This is a genomic window from Salinicola sp. CPA57, from assembly GCF_003206035.1.
GTDB classification, from domain to species: Bacteria; Pseudomonadota; Gammaproteobacteria; order Pseudomonadales; family Halomonadaceae; genus Salinicola; species Salinicola socius.
This window is the reverse complement of record NZ_PZJR01000008.1, coordinates 16,990-33,366: the sequence shown is the minus strand read 5'-3', so window position 1 is coordinate 33,366 and position 16,377 is coordinate 16,990. Positions and strand designations below refer to the sequence as shown.

Sequence of the window (16,377 nt, the reverse complement as noted above, 5' to 3'; positions counted from 1 at the left end):
GTATGACAAAGATCATTCGGGGCCGATCACCTGGTGTCTTTGCATGCCCTTGCCATACGTACCCGCCAGAGCCCGATCATGGAAAAAGACCGCATCCTCCCCCTTCAAGACGCCGAAGCCTTGAGTCTACGCATTCTGAAAAAGGCAGGGTTCAGTCTCGCCCATGCCGAGGCCATCACCCGAAGTGTCGTCGCCGCCCAGCGTGACGAATGCCATTCCCACGGCCTGTATCGCCTCATCGGCTGCGTGGAGACGGCCATGAAGGGTGGCGTCGATACCCAAGCCGAGCCGGAGGTCATCGACCAGGCGCCCGGCATCGTGAGGATCGATGCCCATCGGGGTAACTCGCTGCTCTCTTTCGAGCGGGGCAAGTCGCAGCTCAAGGAAAAAGCCGAACGCAACGGGATCGCCGCGCTTGCGATCAACAACTGCTTCCACTTTTCCGCACTCTGGCCCGAGGTCGAAGCGCTCGCTGAGATGGGCCTGGTCGGCCTGGCGATGAACCCGACCCACGCCTTCGTCGCCCCCGCGGGCGGCAATCGCCCGCTGCTGGGGACCAACCCCATCGCGTTTTCCTGGCCGAGACCGGGCAGGCACCCGTATACCTTCGACTTCGCCACCAGTGTCGTCGCCCGTGGCGAGATCGAACTGCACAGGCGCGCCGGCGACTCGATCCCCGAAAACTGGGCGCTGGATGACAATGGCCACGCGACCACCGATCCGGCAGCCGCGCTCGGTGGCGCCATGCTCGCCTTCGGTGGTCACAAGGGCTCGGCACTGTCGACCATGATCGAACTGCTCGCCGGCCCGTTGATCGGTGACGTGCTCAGCCACGAAACCCAACCCGCCAACGATGCCGGGACCGGCAAGCCCTACCACGGCGAGATCATTCTCGCCCTCTCCCCTGCCACCTTCCTGGGCGAGCGTGCCGACGCGCATCTCGCCCACGCGGAAGTGCTGTTCGAACGCATCCTCGGCCAGGGCGCCAGGCTACCGTCACAGCGCCGTTATGAAGCACGGGAGCGCAGTCTCGCCAATGGCGTGACGATTCCGGCGTCGTTGTATGCGGAGTTGCAGAAGCTGACGTAAGCCGACATACATCAAGGCGAACGCTAATAATCATTGCAGTAGGTGGGGTAAAAAGCGGATACAACGCTTTAGTCCGGGACGACATCAATGCCGCCTTCTTGATACCTTGGCTTGATCACGCCACGCGAGGGCGAATTTCGTCGTAGTGACCGTGGCGTCTAGCCTCTTCCAGATCATAGGCATTCTGCAGCCGCAGCCAATAACCTTGGCTAGTACCGAAGTAGATCGACAGACGCAGATCCGTATCCGCCGTGATTGATCGCGTGCCTCGCGTGATTTCACCGATACGCGTGGCCGGCACGCCAATAGAGGTCGCCAAGGCATTCTTGGTGAGGCCCATGGCCTCGATAAATTCTTCCAGCAGAATCTCGCCGGGATGAATATTGGGAAGTCGTTCTTCAGTCATGATTTGCCTCCCTCAGTGGTAATCGACGATCTCGACATCGTGGGCGTTACCGCCCTCGAACCGAAAGCAGATCCGCCACTGGTCATTGATGCGAATACTGTACTGCCCTTCTCGGTCGCCATGTAATGCTTCCAGCCGGTTTCCCGGAGGAATGCGCAGGTCATCGAGGTCGGCGGCAGCATCCAATTGGCGCAATTTCTTCAAGGCAGAGCGTTGCATATCCTGCGGTAGCTTCCGAGAGACTTTACCTGCAGCGATGGTCTCGGCCTGTTTCTCCTTGAAGCTTGTGATCACGCCCGACCCTCTTTTAGCTTCAAGAGAGAATAACGCCGTACAGCATATAANNTTATATGCTGTACGGAAGCGACCCGCTGATAGCGGCTGCTGCGCCGAGGAAAACAGAAGCAATCCCTGCCGGCAGGAGAGTCAGGCAGATGGCAAAGCCGAAGGCGTCGCCTGAATAACTAACGCTTGTCGGATATCGAAATGAAAATCGAGCCCGACGACAAGCAAACCCAAATGTTCACTAGCGAAAATAACTTCAGCACTCTCCACTGGCTCGTCACTGCGACGAAATAGGCGCAAAAAAAGTTGCTATGGTGCCGTATACCGGCGTCTTCAGACCGCCGGTCACTCTCCTTCCGGATGCAACACCATGATACAAATCGTAAATATTGTTGCATTTTCCACAGGTGAAAAGTTCGTCGGGGACTCGGTAGAAACCTCCCCGGTGGCTTTTCAGGAGATTTTCTCGCCATGTAGCAGACCGGCCCGGCCTTAAAATACGAAGGCTTCTAATACTTTTTGCCTACTTCAAAATGTTCGATTTCGCGCCACAATGATCTCAATCGAACATTGGCGAGCAAATCCGAACATGGTTAACGAAAGCTACGATCTGATTGTCATCGGTGGCGGCATCAACGGTGCGGGTATCGCTCGTGATGCCGCAGGCCGCGGCCTGTCGGTACTACTCGTCGAAGCGGATGACCTTGCCAGCCAGACCTCGTCGGCCTCGACCAAGCTGATTCACGGTGGCCTGCGTTACCTGGAGCAGTACGAATTCAAACTCGTGGCCAAGGCCCTTTCAGAGCGTGAAGTACTCCTCAAGGCGGCGCCGCACATTATCTGGCCGATGCGTTTCATCCTGCCTCACCAGAAGCATCTGCGTCCGGCATGGATGATCCGAACCGGCCTTTTCCTGTATGACCACCTCGGTGGACGACAGACGCTCGCGGGTTCGCATGGCGTCACGTTCGCCGATCATCCAGCCGGGATGCCACTGAAGTCAGAGTTTCAGAAGGGGTTCGCCTACTCGGATGCCTGGGTTCAGGATGCCCGACTGGTGGTGTTGAACTGCATGGATGCGGCCAGCCGTGGCGCGCGCATCATGACGCGTACCAGCGCGGAAACGGCGGTGCGCAACGCCGACGGTTGGCAGGTCACCCTCAAGACGATGGACGGCGAGACGAGCGAGGTTCGCGCGCGCGGGCTGGCCAATGCGGCCGGGCCCTGGGCAGTGCGTTTCCTCGACGAGGTCGCTTCGCAGAAGCATCCGTATTCGCTGCGCCTGATCAAGGGCAGCCATATCGTGGTGAACCAGCTGTTCGACCACGACCATGCCTATATCTTCCAACAGCCCGATGGCCGCATCGTGTTCGCCATTCCCTACGAGCGCGATTTCACGCTGATCGGGACGACCGACGTCGAGCATGAGGGCGCACCGGGCAAGGTGACCATCGAGGAAGACGAGGTCCGCTATCTGTGCGAATCCGCCAATCGCTATTTCGAGCGTTCGATCGGTCCTGATGACGTCGTCTGGAGCTATTCCGGCGTGCGGCCCCTGCTCGATGACCGCGAGGATAACGCCAGTGAAATCACCCGCGATTATCGCATTCAGCTCGACACCGCCGGCGGCGCCCCGCTGCTCAACGTCTTCGGCGGCAAGCTGACGACCTATCGGCGCCTGGCCGAGGATGCCGTCGACAAGCTGGCCCCCGAACTGGGTAATCGACAGAACGCCTGGACCGGCAACGACCATCCGCTGCCCGGCGGTGAGAACCCCAACCCCGATGATCTGGTGGCATCGTTGCGGGCCAGCCACGCCTTCATTCCACCCAGCCTGGCAACCCGATGGGTCTTCAATTACGGCACGCGGGCGATGACGATCGTCGGCGACGCACGGAGCCTTACCGATCTCGGCGAGCACTTCGGCGCCGACCTTTATGCCGCAGAAGTCGATTATCTGCGCGAGCACGAATGGGCACGTACCGCAGAGGACATCCTCTGGCGACGATCGAAGCTCGGTCTGCGCCTCGACGACAGCGAAAAGCGTCGGCTCGGCGATCATCTGGCGCAATCGTTTGCAACGCCAATGGAAATGTCAGCGTCCCTCCGGTGATTTCGGCAACCCACGTTTCAGGTGGCACCACAGGGCACAAGGAAGCCCGGGACTCGGCAGTTAGCCGCATCGCCATTGTGGCGCATGCACACCAGGCCTCACCCGGCCATCACGTCAACTAAGGCAAGGTTTTAATGGGTGTTATAGAAACGATACTGGTTCATGAAATCGCCGGCACGGCCTGCATGACGCTTCTTGGCTGCGGCGTGGTGGCCAACGTGCTGCTCAAGAAGACCGGCGGTCACAATGGCGGCCCGTTGCTGATCTTCTTCGGTTGGGGGCTCGCGGTCTATTGCGGCGTATGGATTGCATTCGATACCGGTGCTCATCTCAATCCGACCATTACGCTCGCGCTATGGCTGGGCCCGGCGACAGAGTACGCAAAGGGTATTCCTATTACCCTGGACAATACGCTGGCCTACTTCGCTGGCGAATTCAGCGGTGCGTGGCTGGGCGCGGTGCTCTGCTACCTTGCCTACAAGAAGCAATACGACGACACAGAGGATGCCACTACGATATTGGCGACATTCTCGACCATACCGACGATCCGGTCGCGTTTCTGGAACTGCGTCACCGAGGCGATCGGGACATTCGTGCTGGTGTTCGTCATCATCATGTTCGGTCATACACCCAACGGGCTCGGTCCGCTGGCCGTCGCATTGCTGGTGGTGGCGATCGGCGCATCGCTTGGCGGGCCTACTGGCTATGCGATCAACCCGGCGCGCGACATGGGGCCACGGCTTGCCCATGCGATGCTGCCGATCAGGAACAAGGGCTCCAACGACTGGGGCTACGCATGGGTTCCCTTCGTTGGCCCGATCATTGGCAGCAGCCTCGCCGCGCTTGCGGCAACGATCTACTGAGCCGTAACGGACTATTCAGAGACACGTCGACTCCTCATTCACGACTCCACATTCAGAAGGATAGATTTCTCATGAGTGACAAGAAAAAGTACGTTCTGGCCATCGACCAAGGCACCACCAGCTCGCGCGCCATGCTGTTCGATCACGACGGCAAGATCGCTGGCGTGGCCCAGCGAGAGTTCGAGCAGATTTTCCCGCGGCCGGGCTGGGTCGAGCACAATCCCCGCGACATCATGACCAGCGTGCTGACCACGTTGACCGAAGTGATCAACAACACCCAGGTGGATGTCGAGGAGATCGCCGGCATCGGTATCACCAATCAGCGTGAAACGACCGTCATCTGGGACAAGCACACCGGCCAGCCGGTCTACAACGCGATCGTCTGGCAGTCGCGGCACTCCGCCGAGATCTGTGACGAGCTGCGCGAAGCGGGTCACGCCGACATGGTCCGCGACAAGACCGGCCTGGTGATCGACGCCTATTTCTCGGGCACCAAGATCAAGTGGATCTTCGACAACGTCGATGGCGTCAAGGAGAAGGCCGAAAAAGGCGATCTGCTGTTCGGCACCATGGACTCCTGGCTGATCTGGAACCTCACCGGCGGCGCCGAGCACGTCACCGACGTGACCAACGCCTCGCGCACACTGATGTTCAACATCCGCGATCGCAAATGGGATCCGGAACTGCTCGAGATGCTCGGCGTGCCGGAGTCGATGCTGCCGGCGGTCAAGTCTTCCAGCGAAATCTACGGGCACGTGCTGCCGAAGTTCTTCTTCGGCACAAAGCTGCCGATCGCGGGTATCGCCGGCGATCAGCAGGCCGCCCTGTTCGGTCAGGCCTGCTTCAAGCCCGGTATGGCCAAGAACACCTACGGCACCGGCTGCTTCACGCTGATGAACACCGGCACCGAGGCCACGAAGTCGGACAACGGCCTGTTGACGACCATCGCCTGGGAGATCGACGGCGAGGTCGAATACGCCCTGGAGGGGGCCATCTTCGTCGCCGGCTCCGTGGTGCAGTGGCTGCGCGATGGGCTGCGCATGCTGGGCAAGGCCTCTGACTCCGAAGCCTATGCCGAACGCGCCGGAAGCAACGACGGCGTCTATCTGGTACCGGCCTTCACCGGCCTCGGGGCGCCCTACTGGAATTCGAACGTGCGTGGTGCGATGTTCGGCTTGTCGCGGGGTACCAGCAAGGAGCAGTTCATTCGCGCCGCCATCGAGTCCATGGCCTATCAGACCGCGGACGTCCTCGAGGCGATGCAGTCCGATTCGGGAATTGACCTGACCGAATTGCGTGCCGACGGTGGCGCCATCGCCAACAACTTCCTGGCCCAGTTCCAGGCGGACATTCTCAACGTCGACGTGTTGCGTAGCGAAATCAACGAAACGACGGCGCTGGGCGCCGCTTACCTGGCCGGTCTCGCGCTCGGTTTCTGGGAGTCACGCGAGCAGATCGCCGAGCAATGGGCGGTCGAGCGTCGCTTTGAGCCTGTGATGGGCAACGATCGACGCAACGAGCTGTACGGCGGTTGGAAGCGCGCCATTCAGGCCACCATGGCGTTTCAGGTCGCCTCCTAGCGACCGTCGCGCCCTGCGAGATGGCAGGGCGGCTGTTCCGCGCCTCGTCCGCAACAGAGCAGGCCCGATCCCCATTTGATGGGGGTCGGGTCTTTTGTCATCCGGTCGAAACGGCACGCCTTCGAGCCGAAACGCCACTCCGACAAAACACCCCCAAGACGCAGCGCGTTCAAATCCGGATAATGGCCGCTATCCGTCGCGGCCCAGACGTCGAGGCGCAGCCACTTACCAACGCGGTCCTTCTCCATGGAAATCAAGGTCAACTATCTCGACAACCTGCGTCAGGAAGCGCTGTTCGATGACTTCACCGTCATCACCGACCAGCCGATCCGCTACAAGGGTGATGGCTCCGCACCGGGGCCGTTCGACTACTTCCTGGCGTCCTCGGCGCTATGCGCGGCCTATTTCGTGCGGGTCTACTGCAACGCGCGCGAGATCCCGACCGAGAACATCCGGCTTTCGCAGAACAACATCGTCGACCCGGAAAACCGCTACAACCAGATCTTCAAGATCCAGGTCGAGCTGCCGGACGATATCTCCGAGAAGGATCGCATCGGCATCCTGCGCTCCGTCGAGCGCTGTTCGGTCAAGCGGGTGATCCAGAACAACCCGGAATTCCAGATCGAGACGGTCAAGAGCATCGACGAAGACGCCCAGGCGCTGCTGATGTCGGGGACTCATGTCAAAGACGGCGAAGGCGAATCGACCTGGATCGAGGGCAAGGACCTGCCGCTGGAGCAGACCATCGCCAACATGACGAAGATCCTCTCGGATCTCGGCATGAAGATCGAGATCGCCTCCTGGCGCAACATCGTGCCCAACGTCTGGTCGCTGCACATTCGCGACGCCGCCTCGCCAATGTGCTTTACCAACGGCAAGGGCGCGACCAAGGAAGCCGCGCTCTGCTCCGCGCTGGGCGAGTTCATCGAGCGCCTTTCCTGCAACTTCTTCTACAACGATCAGTTCTTCGGCCCGGAGATCGCGGACAGCGCTTTTGTCCATTATCCCTCTGAGCGCTGGTTCCAGCCGGGGCCGAACGACGAACTGCCGGCAGAAATTCTCGACGACCACTGTCGGGCGATCTTCGACCCCGAGGGCGAACTGCGCGGCTCGCATCTTTTCGATACCAACTCCGGTCGGACGGATCGCGGCATCGTCTCGCTGCCGTTCAAGCGCCACTCGGATGGCAAGACGGTGTGGTTTCCCTCCAACCTGATCGAGAACCTGTACCTGAGCAACGGCATGAGCGCGGGCAACACCATCGCCGAAGCGCAGGTGCAGTGCCTGTCGGAGATCTTCGAGCGCGCGGTGAAGAAGCAGATCATCGAGCAGGAGCTCGTGCTGCCGGACGTGCCCAAAGCCGTGCTGGCGAAATATCCTGGTATCGTCGAGGGCATCGAAGCGCTGGAGGCACAGGGCTTTCCGGTGCTGGTGAAGGACGCTTCCCTCGGCGGCCGCTATCCGGTCGCCTGCGTCACGCTGATGAACCCGCGCACCGGCGGCGTCTTCGCCTCCTTCGGCGCGCATCCCAGCCTGCAGGTCGCTATCGAACGCAGTCTCACCGAGCTGCTGCAGGGCCGCAGCTTCGAGGGCATGAACGACCTGCCGCCGCCCACGTTCAATTCGCAGGCGGTGTCCGAGCCGAACAACTTCGTCGAGCACTTCATCGACTCTTCCGGCGTGGTCTCCTGGCGCTTCTTCAGCGCCCGGGCGGATGTGGAGTTCGTTGAGTGGGACTTCTCGGGTTCGAATGATGAAGAGACCGCCAGCCTGTTCGGCATCCTCGAAGAAGAAGGTCTGGAGGCTTATGTCGCGATCCATGAGGATCTGGGCGCGCCGGTCTGCCGCATTCTGGTACCCGGCTACTCCGAGGTCTACCCGGTGGAAGATCTGGTGTGGGACAACACCAACATGGCGCTGGCCTTCCGCGAGGACATCCTCGACCTGCACGCGCTGAATGAGCCGCAACTAACCGATCTGCTCGAGCGGCTGGACGAAAGCGAGCTCGACGAGCAAATGAAGATCATCACCCTGATCGGCATCGAGTTCGACGAAAATACGGTCTGGGGCCAGCTCACGATCCTCGAGCTGAAACTGCTGATCAACCTGGCGCTCGGCCGACTCGAGGACGCACTGGATCAGGTCGAGATGTTCCTGCAATTCAACGACAACACCGTCGAACGTGGGTTGTTCTACCAGGCCATTGTCGCAGTGCTGCAGATCGCGCTCGACGAGGAACTCGAGCTCGACGACTATCTCTACAACTTCAAGCGCATGTTCGGCGAGGAAACGATGGCGGCCGTCGTCGGTTCCGTAGAGGGCTCGGTTCGCTTCGCCGGTCTGACACCGACCAACGTGCAACTGGAAGGCCTGGATCGCCACCAGCGCCTGCTCGAGAGCTACAAGAAACTGCATGCGGCGCGGACGGCTCGGCAAGCCTGAGCCGACCCGATGCCGCTAACGTGACTGCCACCGGAGGCCGCCCGCTGCATGATCAAGCGGGCGGCTTCGCGCTTGGCGTCACCGATCGGCCGGGTGATTCACGCCGTCGGTGGCCTCGACCTCACCCAGATCGTAAGGATTGACGCCTTCCAGACAGCCGACGTTGAAGCCGTACTGATCCGGATTCGAGCGGCGCTGATGATGCGTGTAGATCCCGCAGTTGCCACAGAAATAGTGTTTCGCGGTCATCGTATTGAACTGATAGCAGCGCAGCACGTCTTCACCGGCGATCACGTGCAGCGCGTTCAGTGGAACGCCGGAGGTGATTGCCCCTTTGCGTCGGCACATCGAGCAGTTGCAGCGATGCGGGTCGACCACACCATCGGGTAATTCGAGCGCCAGTACCACTGCCCCACAGTGGCAGCTCAACCGATGACGGGGCTGGATGTCGGTATCGCCAATGCGTTTGATCATGGCCGGTTCTCCTCGTTACTGGCAGATTCAGCATAGCGCGATTCCCTTCCTCGGCCGGCCCACATACGCTCGTTGGATCTTCACATCTTCGTCATTAGCGCCCCCTAATCTATCGTCACTGGCACTATCGACAGCGACCGAACGGGGACCGACCATGACGACGGATCGAAAGCATTTTTCCAGGCGTGACTTTCTGACGATCAGCGGCCGTCTCGGCATCGGCCTCGGATTGGCCGGCGCCGGGCTGCTGGGTGCACCGGCGATCATCATGGCGGAAGGTCGACGGCCGACCGTCGAAGGTGGCGTGATGAGCGGCGACGTGATGCCCGACCGCGCCATGCTGTGGGGAAGAGCGAGCATGCCATCGCGGATGCTGGTCGAAGTGGCGGACAATCCGGAGTTTCGCGGCGCCCGCCAGCTGCCCTGGTTAGATGTGCTACCCGGCACCGACCTGATCGGCAAGATCGATGCGACCGGCCTGCAGGGGATGGGTAACGTTCACTATCGGGTGCGTTTCGCCGCACTGGGCGACCCGCGGGCAGTGAGCGAGGCGGTGGTCGGGCAACTGCGCTTGCCACCATCCACCCCCCGCAATCTGCGTTTCGTGTGGTCGGGGGACGTCGTCGGCCAGGGCTGGGGCATCGACGAATCCCGTGGCGGCATGCGCACCTGGGAAACCATGCGCCAGCTCCGGCCGGATTTCTTCATCCACTCCGGCGACACGGTCTACGCGGACGGACCATTGGAAGCGGAAGTGGCGCTACCCGATGGCGGCATCTGGCGCAATATCGTCACGCCCGCCAAGCAGAAGGTCGCCGAAACGCTCGCAGAGTATCGTGGTCAGCATTCTTACAACCATCTCGACGCCAACTTCCGCCGCTTCGCCGCCGAAGTGCCGATGCTGGCGCAATGGGACGACCACGAAACAACCAATAACTGGTATCCACAGGAGATCCTCGACAACGATCTCTATACGGAAAAGAACGTCGCGCTGCTCTCCGCTCGGGGGCGTCAGGCTTTTCTGGAATACATGCCGATTCGCCTGCCCGCTTCTGCCCCGCAGCGGATCTATCGGCGTTTCTCCTACGGGCCGGGGATGGAAGTGTTCATGCTCGACATGCGCAGCTATCGCGGTTCCAACAGCGCCAATCTGCAAGACGAGGAATCATCGGCCACCGCATTCCTGGGCGAAAACCAGTTCCACTGGCTGCGCCAAGCGCTGAACGGCTCCACCGCAACCTGGAAGATCATTGCCGCGGACATGCCGATCGGCATGGTGGTGCCGGATGGCGATCGGTTCGAGGCGATCGCCAACGCCGACGACGGTCAGCCCCTCGGTCGCGAGCTCGAGATCGCCAGGCTGCTACAGGCGATCCGCGATGACGATATCAGCAACGTGGTCTGGTTCACCGCAGACGTGCACTACACGGCCGCGCATCACTACGCGCCGGAGCGCGCCAGTTTCAAGGCATTCAAGCCATTCTGGGAGTTCGTCAGCGGGCCGCTCCACGCCGGCACCTTCGGCCCCAGCGAGATGGACGCGACCTTCGGCCCGGAAGTGACGTTCTTCAAGGCGCCACCCGAGGGCCAGTCGAACCTGCCGCCCTCGGCGGGCTATCAGTTCTTCGGTCAGGCCGATCTGGACGCCGAGAGCGAGACGTTGACGGTCACGCTCAAGGACAGCGACGGCAAGACGCTGCATACGCAAGTGCTGGAGCCCGAGGCCCGTTCCACCAACGCCTGACAGAAACGGGCGGTGAGCGGCCATGTCACACCAGCTTGCCCGGATTCATGATGCCGAGCGGGTCGAGGGCGGTCTTGATCGCGCGCATCACCGCCCAGCCTCCGCCGTGCTCGGCTTCCATGTAGGCGCGCTTGCCGGTGCCGATGCCGTGTTCGCCGGTACAGGTGCCGCCGGCGGCCAGCGCGCGCTCGATCAGGCGCTGGTTGAACGCCGCCAGCGCGCCCGTGTGCCGGTCTTGACGATGCTGCCGTCGGCCATCACCACCGTCATCGACAGCACGTTCTCGCGGATGGTGCCGTAGCGCACGGTGTTGGTGCCACTGGCGCGAGTCGATGCCATGCCGCCCATGCTGGCGTCCGCGCCGGGGTCGACTGAGAAGAACAGCCCCGTCGCGCGCAGATGGGTATTCAACTGCGTGCGCGTCACGCCGGGCTGAACCGTGGCATCCATGTCTTCCGGTCGGACGTCGAGAATCGTATTCATGGCGGAAAGATCGACGCTGATGCCATCATGTTCTGCGATGATCTGGCCTTCGATGGAGGTGCCGACGCCATAGGGGATCACCGGCACCCGATGCGCCGCGCAAGCGCGGACCACGGCGGCGACTTCCTCGGTGGAGTGCGGAAAGCAGACCGCGTCCGGCGCGGCCGGATGGTGCCAGGACTCGTCGTGGCCGTGCTGCTCGCGAATCCCCGCCGCAGTGGTAATGCGATCACCCAGGATCGGTTCGAGCTCGGCGATCAGCCCCCGGAGCGTTTCCGCTTCGGGGCGATTCAAGGGCTCAAGGCAGTGCCAATTCGATAGATGCTTTTTCATGCCCTGTGCGTCACTTGACGGTTGCGACAACACCGAGTATACCAATTGATATACTCGAAAATCACCAAATGAGAATTCATCATGAACAGCCACTTCACCCAATACCGGCCATCGAAAGCGTCAGCAGCTGGTTTCTGGCAGCAGATCGGCCTGCCCGCTCGCGGGCGCCGTCTGCATGAGCTCCTTCACGAGGGAGTGGAGTATCGGGTCTACCCCAAGCTGGCCAAGATGTCGGGCATAGAGCAGAAGAGCCTGGCACGCTACGTCGATATCCCTTCCGCCACGCTGAGCCGCCGTGCAAAATCGGGCCGGTTCAAGATGGCGGAAAGCGACCGGCTGTATCGCTTTGCCGAGCTCTTCAAGGCGGCATTGGATCTTTTTGAAGGCGATGCCGATGGCGCACGCGCCTGGCTGCTCGCCCCCAATATCGGGCTGGGCGGACGCAGACCCGTCGAGATGAGCGCGACATCGGCCGAATACCAAACGGTACTGAACCTGATCGGCCGACTGGAGCACGGGGTCTCTGCGTGAACGAGATCACTGCCTATCGGTTGGTCAAACGGAAGTATCAGGACAGTGCATTCGATGGCGAAGGCGCACGACTCTTCGGGGGGCGCTGGAACAGTCCGGGCAGAGCCTGTGTGTATGTTGCGGGTTCCGAGTCACTGGCGCTGCTCGAGATCATGGTGCATCTGGAAAATTACCGACTGCTTAATGCCTATACGCTGGTACGCCTGACGCTGCCTGCCGACAGCATTCTGCGCGTCGGTATGGACGATCTACCGGAAAACTGGAGAGAGACGCCGGCGCCGGCGGAGACGGCCGAGCTGGGCGACGGCTGGCTGACCTCCGGTCAAAGCCTGGCGCTGGCGCTGCCCAGCATCGTGGTACCACGAGAGCTCAACTACATGCTCAATCCTGAACATCCGCTGTTTGAGCAGGTCGTCGCGATGGCCGAGACACTGCCATTCGATCCCGATCCGAGACTCTAAACAGATAAAGGCAGCCAGCGCTGCCTTTGTGTCACGAACAATGTTTTTAGACGGTCAGCGAACCCCGTGCTTCGGCAACCGGCGTTTCCGCCTGGCCGAACACCCGGTCCAGATGCTCACGGTATTCTGCGGTATGGCGCTCGACGTCCGGCATCTTCATCACATCGTTGGCGATGAAGGTCGGCAAGCCCTCCAGACCGACGAACTGTTGGGATTTGTGGAACGGAAAATAGACGCCGTCGACACCACGACCTTCGAAGAAATTGTCTGCCTCGTCGAACGCTTCTCGCGGGGCGTTCCAGGTCAGCGACAGCATGTAGCGTCGCCCCTGCAGCAAGCCGCCGCTGCCATACTGCTTGCTCGGATCGTGGCGCGAACGGCCATCGTTGGCGTATAGCGAACCGTGACCGGCGGTGAAGACTTCATCGATATAGCGCTTCACGCTCCACGGGGTGCCCATCCACCAGCCGGGCATCTGATAGACGATCACATCCGCCCAGAGAAATTTCTGAACCTCGGCGTCGACGTCGTAACCTTGCTCGATCACGGTCTCGTGGATCCGGTGATCCCGCTCGGTCAACGCCTCGACGGCCACCGCATGAAACGTATTGTTGAGTTCGCCGCCTGAATGGGCAAATGGCTTGCCGCCATTGATCAATAGAATCTTCATCGTTGAAGGGTTCCCGTCACGATAGTGAATGCTGCGCCAGAACTTCCAGGCGCAGTGCGATGGCAGCCATTGTGAAGACAAATGACGGTGGATAAACCACGCTAACGACAAGTCACTTTTGATTTAAAATCAACAAAACAGTCTGTTCACGGAGCAACCCTCATGAAAAGCACGCTCGAGGAGCAGCTGGCGTTCGTCGCCGTGGTCGACTGCGGCTCCATCACCGCCGCCGCCGAACGGCTCGAGATGACGGTGTCAGGGGTCAGCCGCGCGCTCAATCGGCTCGAGCGCAAACTGGGCACGACGCTTCTGCGCCGGACGACCCGCCGACTGGAGTTGACCGAGGAAGGCGAGACGTTTCTCGGCCACGTGCGCTCGATCCTTGCCGCCGTCGACAGCGCCGAAGAGGCCATTGCCCGGCATCAGGATCAACCTCAGGGACGGCTGCGCGTCAACGCCGCGCCGAGCTTCATGCAACTCGTGATCGTGCCGGTGATTGGCGAATTCCGCCGTCGCTACCCCGGTATCACACTGGAACTCGACACTCACGACCGCTTCATCGACCTGCTCGAACAGCGCGTGGATCTCGCGATCCGTATCGGCGAACTGGAGGACTCCTCGCTGCATGCTCGCCCGCTGGGCAGCAGCCCCTTGCGGCTACTGGCAAGTCCGGAATACCTGACACGCCATGGCGCACCGCAAAGCGTCAGCGATCTCGACCAGCATAGCCTGCTCGGCTTCAGCCAGCTGGATCACCTCAACCGCTGGCCGCTGCTCGACGGATACGGCCAGCCGCTTCACGTCAAACCGGCACTCTCCGCCTCCAGCGGCCCGACCCTGCTGGAGCTCGTCCTCGCAGGCGAGGGCATCGCCTGCCTCGCCGACTACATGACGATCGCGCCGCGTCGGCAAGGCCGGCTCGTCGATGTGCTACCGAATCAGACGCAGCTCCAGACCCAACGGCTCAGCGTCGTCTACTACCGCCAGACCGCCCTCTCCCAGCGCGCCAGACTGTTCATGGATTTCCTGGCAGAACGGCTACCAGGAGATTACTTGACGGCATGAACCGCTGGGGATCGGTAGGGAGGGCAGTGCCTATCGGCATGCCTTCTCCAGCAACCCCTCCAGCACCTTCCCGTCCAACGAATCGGTGGAGAGCCCGAGCAACCGCGCAACAGTGGCGCCGGCACTGTCCATGCGCTGGATTCCGCGGGCGGTATCGAACGCCAGCTCGATGCCGGGACGAACCCCGCCACCGTGGAAAAACGCCACGCCGTGGTTGGAGGCGAACCCGGTGCTGGCGGTAGGCACCTGCGGGCCGTGGTTGGCGCCCGGCGAGAGGAGTTCGGCGACGGTATCGCCGCGCTGGTTGGTGCCCCAGACGAAGCCGGGGGCGTAGGCGAACAGCACGTCGCCCATGCGCTCGCCCCAGTAACCGAGCGGACTGGCGTCCTGCTTCTTCAGTGCCAGCGCGACCACGTTGCGCTCGCCGGTCTCCGTCTCGACGTACCAGGTGGTCAGCGCCTTGAGGATTCGCGTCTGTACGCGCTCGATCTCGGCAGCGGCTACCCGGTCGCGATTGACGAAGATCTCCAGCCCGCCGCGCTCGTCCTTGAGCCACGCCTGGCTCGCGGCGACGTCGGGCTTGCCCTCGCCGTCGATCGTGCACAGGTGGAATTCGGCCAACCGCCTGTGGATATCACAGAGATGGCTATTGGGCACGTCGCCATGATCGGAGGCGAGCACCAGCGTGGTGTCGTCGTCGCAGCCGGCCAGCGCCCGGCCCACGGCGTCGTCGAGAATGCGGTACGAGCGCCGAATCACCTCGAGATAACGCTGGTGATCGCTGGCTGTGTAGAACTTGGATTCGGGATCGCACTGGGCGAGGCAGGTGTGATGGGTCTCGTCGTTGAGCCGGAAGACGGTGGCAAAGAGCGAGAAGCCTTCGTCGTTGAGCAGGGTCAGCGCTGTGTTGACCAGCCAGTCGAGCTGATAGCGCCCCTCTTCGAAACTGGTCTCGAAGTAGCGGGTGTCCGGGTCGGCGGAGACCGCCCACTTGGAGACGAACGGGCCGTGACGTTCGATCAGGCGGCGTGCCAGGCCCGGCCGGCCGCTGCTGCCTTCCGGTGCGGTGATCTGGGACTGCAGCAGGTCGATCCTGCCGCTGGCAACGTCGAGATCGAGCAGCTTGAAACGGACCGCCGCCGGCTTGCCCTCAATGGCGTTCTCGTCCGCCAGCGGCAGCCAATCGCTCCATTCGCCCTCGCTCAGGCTGGCCTCGCCCTGCGCTACCTGAAGGTGGAGGCGTTCGCCATCGGCGCGCAGCGTTACCGGCACCGGCTCGCCCCGATGGGCCGGAATCAGCGCGATGAAATCCTCACCCGTGCGCTCGATGGTGAAGCGATTGTGCTTCTGGTGATGGGCCAGCGTGCCGGTCGGCGGCCAGCCCAGGGCTTCGGTCGACGGTGTCGGGGTCCACTGTTCGAGATGGGTGCTGTGCAGGCAAGCCGGCGCCAACTCCATCGGCGCGGGGCCGCTGCCGCTGTAGAACGGCGCAAAGCAGAGATCGCGCTCGCCAGCGGGCACCAGACTCTCGGGGAAGTGAACCAGCGCGGCGCGCTTGCCGGCGTCGCGCATCAGTTCCAGCAGGTGTCCGGTGCCGCTAGGCGGCATGCGCTGGCCGACCCAGCTGGTACCGGGCGCCTGACCGGTGAGGAAGGTGACGAAATTGGTGTCGCCCCAGGTCGAGATATAGGGCAGCAGCCGCGTCGAGCCGCCCTCGTCGCGCAGGCGCTGGATGTTCGGCAATACGCCCTCGGCGCAGAAACGCTCGACCAGCTCGGGGATCAATCCATCCACGCCCAGCAGCAGAATTTTCTTGGCATCGCTCATGTCAGGCTCCA

At 61.8% G+C, this 16,377-nt stretch carries 16 protein-coding genes; 9 read left to right on the top strand and 7 right to left on the bottom strand.

The annotated features are described in order from the left end of the window. Positions 1–78 precede the first annotated feature (78 nt). On the top strand, positions 79–1,089 hold the full coding sequence (locus DOM36_RS09725) for an Ldh family oxidoreductase (protein ID WP_110642981.1): 1,011 nt from the start codon (positions 79–81) through the stop codon (positions 1,087–1,089). 115 nt (positions 1,090–1,204) lie between these two features. Here the strand turns inward: DOM36_RS09725 and DOM36_RS09720 are convergent, their stop codons facing one another. Further along, entirely contained in the window at positions 1,205–1,495 is a 291-nt protein-coding gene (locus DOM36_RS09720) for a HigA family addiction module antitoxin (protein ID WP_075571066.1), read from the bottom strand. A 12-nt stretch (positions 1,496–1,507) separates the two neighbouring features. Further along, positions 1,508–1,789, bottom strand: a complete 282-nt coding sequence (locus tag DOM36_RS09715; protein ID WP_110642980.1) for a type II toxin-antitoxin system RelE/ParE family toxin — start codon at positions 1,787–1,789, stop codon at positions 1,508–1,510. A gap of 580 nt (positions 1,790–2,369) precedes the next feature. Between DOM36_RS09715 and glpD the strand changes: the two genes are divergently transcribed. From glpD to DOM36_RS09690, 4 genes are all read left to right on the top strand, one after another. Continuing rightward, on the top strand, positions 2,370–3,893 hold the full coding sequence (glpD, locus tag DOM36_RS09710) for a glycerol-3-phosphate dehydrogenase (protein ID WP_110642979.1): 1,524 nt from the start codon (positions 2,370–2,372) through the stop codon (positions 3,891–3,893). Positions 3,894–4,027: 134 nt separating this feature from the next. Further along, the gene (locus DOM36_RS09705; RefSeq protein ID WP_198651256.1) at positions 4,028–4,756 is read left to right on the top strand and encodes an MIP/aquaporin family protein; all 729 of its coding nucleotides are present in this window, start codon (positions 4,028–4,030) and stop codon (positions 4,754–4,756) included. A 71-nt stretch (positions 4,757–4,827) separates the two neighbouring features. Further along, complete coding sequence (glpK, locus tag DOM36_RS09700; RefSeq protein WP_075571063.1) at positions 4,828–6,336, top strand: glycerol kinase GlpK; 1,509 nt, start codon at positions 4,828–4,830, stop codon at positions 6,334–6,336. Between the two features lie 246 nt (positions 6,337–6,582). After that, the gene (locus tag DOM36_RS09690) at positions 6,583–8,778 is read left to right on the top strand and encodes an OsmC domain/YcaO domain-containing protein (RefSeq protein WP_110642977.1); all 2,196 of its coding nucleotides are present in this window, start codon (positions 6,583–6,585) and stop codon (positions 8,776–8,778) included. A gap of 78 nt (positions 8,779–8,856) precedes the next feature. On the opposite strand, the gene DOM36_RS09685 is transcribed toward DOM36_RS09690, so the two are convergent. Further along, positions 8,857–9,252 (bottom strand): GFA family protein, encoded by a 396-nt coding sequence (locus tag DOM36_RS09685; RefSeq protein WP_110642976.1) that lies wholly within the window; start codon positions 9,250–9,252, stop codon positions 8,857–8,859. A 154-nt stretch (positions 9,253–9,406) separates the two neighbouring features. Here DOM36_RS09685 and DOM36_RS09680 point away from each other — a divergent pair, with 154 nt between their 5' ends. Next, the gene (locus DOM36_RS09680) at positions 9,407–10,996 is read left to right on the top strand and encodes an alkaline phosphatase D family protein (RefSeq protein ID WP_110642975.1); all 1,590 of its coding nucleotides are present in this window, start codon (positions 9,407–9,409) and stop codon (positions 10,994–10,996) included. 25 nt (positions 10,997–11,021) lie between these two features. On the opposite strand, the gene DOM36_RS20460 is transcribed toward DOM36_RS09680, so the two are convergent. Next, positions 11,022–11,177 (bottom strand): FAD-linked oxidase C-terminal domain-containing protein, encoded by a 156-nt coding sequence (locus tag DOM36_RS20460; RefSeq protein WP_232823791.1) that lies wholly within the window; start codon positions 11,175–11,177, stop codon positions 11,022–11,024. 11 nt (positions 11,178–11,188) lie between these two features. Next, positions 11,189–11,812, bottom strand: a complete 624-nt coding sequence (locus tag DOM36_RS09675) for an FAD-binding protein (RefSeq protein WP_198651254.1) — start codon at positions 11,810–11,812, stop codon at positions 11,189–11,191. Positions 11,813–11,893: 81 nt separating this feature from the next. On the opposite strand from DOM36_RS09675, the gene DOM36_RS09670 reads away from it, so the two are divergent. Both DOM36_RS09670 and DOM36_RS09665 read left to right on the top strand, forming a co-directional pair. Further along, positions 11,894–12,343, top strand: a complete 450-nt coding sequence (locus tag DOM36_RS09670; RefSeq protein WP_075571058.1) for an antitoxin Xre/MbcA/ParS toxin-binding domain-containing protein — start codon at positions 11,894–11,896, stop codon at positions 12,341–12,343. Beyond that, positions 12,340–12,804 (top strand): RES family NAD+ phosphorylase, encoded by a 465-nt coding sequence (locus tag DOM36_RS09665; RefSeq protein ID WP_110642974.1) that lies wholly within the window; start codon positions 12,340–12,342, stop codon positions 12,802–12,804. The genes DOM36_RS09670 and DOM36_RS09665 overlap by 4 nt, the downstream gene beginning before the upstream one ends. Positions 12,805–12,850: 46 nt before the next feature. Here DOM36_RS09665 and DOM36_RS09660 read toward each other — a convergent pair whose 3' ends face one another. Beyond that, entirely contained in the window at positions 12,851–13,474 is a 624-nt protein-coding gene (locus DOM36_RS09660) for an NAD(P)H-dependent oxidoreductase (RefSeq protein WP_110642973.1), read from the bottom strand. Between the two features lie 162 nt (positions 13,475–13,636). Here DOM36_RS09660 and DOM36_RS09655 point away from each other — a divergent pair, with 162 nt between their 5' ends. Further along, a complete protein-coding gene (locus DOM36_RS09655) occupies positions 13,637–14,539 on the top strand; it encodes a LysR family transcriptional regulator (RefSeq protein WP_110642972.1) in 903 nt (300 codons plus the stop codon). Positions 14,540–14,569: 30 nt separating this feature from the next. On the opposite strand, the gene DOM36_RS09650 is transcribed toward DOM36_RS09655, so the two are convergent. Next, the gene (locus DOM36_RS09650) at positions 14,570–16,366 is read right to left on the bottom strand and encodes an alkaline phosphatase family protein (RefSeq protein WP_110642971.1); all 1,797 of its coding nucleotides are present in this window, start codon (positions 16,364–16,366) and stop codon (positions 14,570–14,572) included. Positions 16,367–16,377: the final 11 nt, after the last annotated feature.

Bases quoted from the DNA above. Each gene is read 5' to 3' on its own strand.
- DOM36_RS09685 (WP_110642976.1), bottom strand. From the start codon at position 9,252: ATGATCAAACGCATTGGCGATACCGACATCCAGCCCCGTCATCGGTTG.
- DOM36_RS09670 (WP_075571058.1), top strand. From the start codon at position 11,894: ATGAACAGCCACTTCACCCAATACCGGCCATCGAAAGCGTCAGCAGCT.
- glpK (WP_075571063.1), top strand. From the start codon at position 4,828: ATGAGTGACAAGAAAAAGTACGTTCTGGCCATCGACCAAGGCACCACC.
- DOM36_RS09690 (WP_110642977.1), top strand. From the start codon at position 6,583: ATGGAAATCAAGGTCAACTATCTCGACAACCTGCGTCAGGAAGCGCTG.
- DOM36_RS09675 (WP_198651254.1), bottom strand. From the start codon at position 11,812: ATGAAAAAGCATCTATCGAATTGGCACTGCCTTGAGCCCTTGAATCGC.
- DOM36_RS09725 (WP_110642981.1), top strand. From the start codon at position 79: ATGGAAAAAGACCGCATCCTCCCCCTTCAAGACGCCGAAGCCTTGAGT.
- DOM36_RS09720 (WP_075571066.1), bottom strand. From the start codon at position 1,495: ATGACTGAAGAACGACTTCCCAATATTCATCCCGGCGAGATTCTGCTG.
- DOM36_RS09650 (WP_110642971.1), bottom strand. From the start codon at position 16,366: ATGAGCGATGCCAAGAAAATTCTGCTGCTGGGCGTGGATGGATTGATC.
- DOM36_RS09660 (WP_110642973.1), bottom strand. From the start codon at position 13,474: ATGAAGATTCTATTGATCAATGGCGGCAAGCCATTTGCCCATTCAGGC.
- DOM36_RS09680 (WP_110642975.1), top strand. From the start codon at position 9,407: ATGACGACGGATCGAAAGCATTTTTCCAGGCGTGACTTTCTGACGATC.
- DOM36_RS09655 (WP_110642972.1), top strand. From the start codon at position 13,637: ATGAAAAGCACGCTCGAGGAGCAGCTGGCGTTCGTCGCCGTGGTCGAC.
- DOM36_RS09705 (WP_198651256.1), top strand. From the start codon at position 4,028: ATGGGTGTTATAGAAACGATACTGGTTCATGAAATCGCCGGCACGGCC.
- glpD (WP_110642979.1), top strand. From the start codon at position 2,370: ATGGTTAACGAAAGCTACGATCTGATTGTCATCGGTGGCGGCATCAAC.